Origin of the sequence: Thermogutta sp. (assembly GCF_039793925.1) — a bacterium.
Classification (GTDB): domain Bacteria; phylum Planctomycetota; class Planctomycetia; order Pirellulales; family Thermoguttaceae; genus Thermogutta.
In genome coordinates this window covers 827-1,049 of sequence record NZ_JBAMME010000187.1, presented here as the reverse complement: position 1 = coordinate 1,049, position 223 = coordinate 827, and the positions used below count along the sequence as shown (strand labels likewise).

The window sequence follows — 223 nt, the reverse complement described above, 5'->3', positions numbered from 1 at the left end:
GCCGGCATTGACGACGGCCGTGCCGTTTTCCGGAAGGCCTTCCAAGAGCTTTCCCTTTTCTGAAAGGATGGTGTCGATGGAACCCAAGCCTTCCAAATGGGCGGGATGGATGTTGGTGATGATCCCCACGGTGGGACGGACGATGGACACCAACCGTTCCATTTCTCCCACCACATTGATGCCCATTTCAATGACGGCCGCTTGGTGATCGGCCGTCAATTCT

Annotated in this window: 1 protein-coding gene; it reads right to left on the bottom strand. The window is 56.1% G+C overall.

The window, feature by feature from the left end:
* A partial coding sequence (locus ABJK56_RS06980; protein ID WP_347243946.1) for a Mur ligase family protein occupies positions 1 to 223 on the bottom strand: 223 nt, incomplete at both ends.